This window comes from Priestia sp. P1_B12_1 (genome assembly GCF_056406695.1).
This window is the reverse complement of sequence record NZ_JBFTZR010000070.1, coordinates 1-596: the sequence shown is the minus strand read 5'-3', so window position 1 is coordinate 596 and position 596 is coordinate 1. Positions and strand designations below refer to the sequence as shown.

At 47.4% G+C, this 596-nt stretch carries 2 tRNA genes and 2 rRNA genes; all 4 read left to right on the top strand.

Annotation, left to right across the window (positions count from 1 at the left end):
• Window positions 1-122 (top strand): 16S ribosomal RNA (locus tag AC1D0Y_RS29720); the annotation flags it as partial.
• Window positions 123-191: 69 nt separating this feature from the next.
• Window positions 192-268, top strand: a tRNA-Ile gene (locus AC1D0Y_RS29715).
• A gap of 17 nt (window positions 269-285) precedes the next feature.
• Window positions 286-361 (top strand) — tRNA-Ala (locus tag AC1D0Y_RS29710).
• A gap of 108 nt (window positions 362-469) precedes the next feature.
• Window positions 470-596: ribosomal RNA gene (locus tag AC1D0Y_RS29705) — 23S ribosomal RNA — on the top strand; the annotation flags it as partial.

The window sequence follows — 596 nt, the reverse complement described above, 5'->3', positions numbered from 1 at the left end:
TTGTAACACCCGAAGTCGGTGGAGTAACCGTAAGGAGCTAGCCGCCTAAGGTGGGACAGATGATTGGGGTGAAGTCGTAACAAGGTAGCCGTATCGGAAGGTGCGGCTGGATCACCTCCTTTCTAAGGATTTTTAYATGACGTACGTTTCATTTCGTTCAGTTTTGAGAGAATTCTCTCTATCATATATATGGGCCTATAGCTCAGCTGGTTAGAGCGCACGCCTGATAAGCGTGAGGTCGGTGGTTCGAGTCCACTTAGGCCCACCATATATATTTAAACGAATGGGGCCTTAGCTCAGCTGGGAGAGCGCCTGCCTTGCACGCAGGAGGTCAGCGGTTCGATCCCGCTAGGCTCCACCAATTGTTCTTTGAAAACTAGATAACAGTAATTGCTGAGGAAAAGTGAAACTTTTCTTTAATCAAACCAATAAATAACACAACAWTAYGTTGTACCATTTATTCGCTAATGGTTAAGTTAGAAAGGGCGCACGGTGAATGCCTTGGCACTAGGAGCCGATGAAGGACGGGACTAACACCGATATGCTTCGGGGAGCTGTAAGTGAGCTTTGATCCGGAGATTTCCGAATGGGGAAAC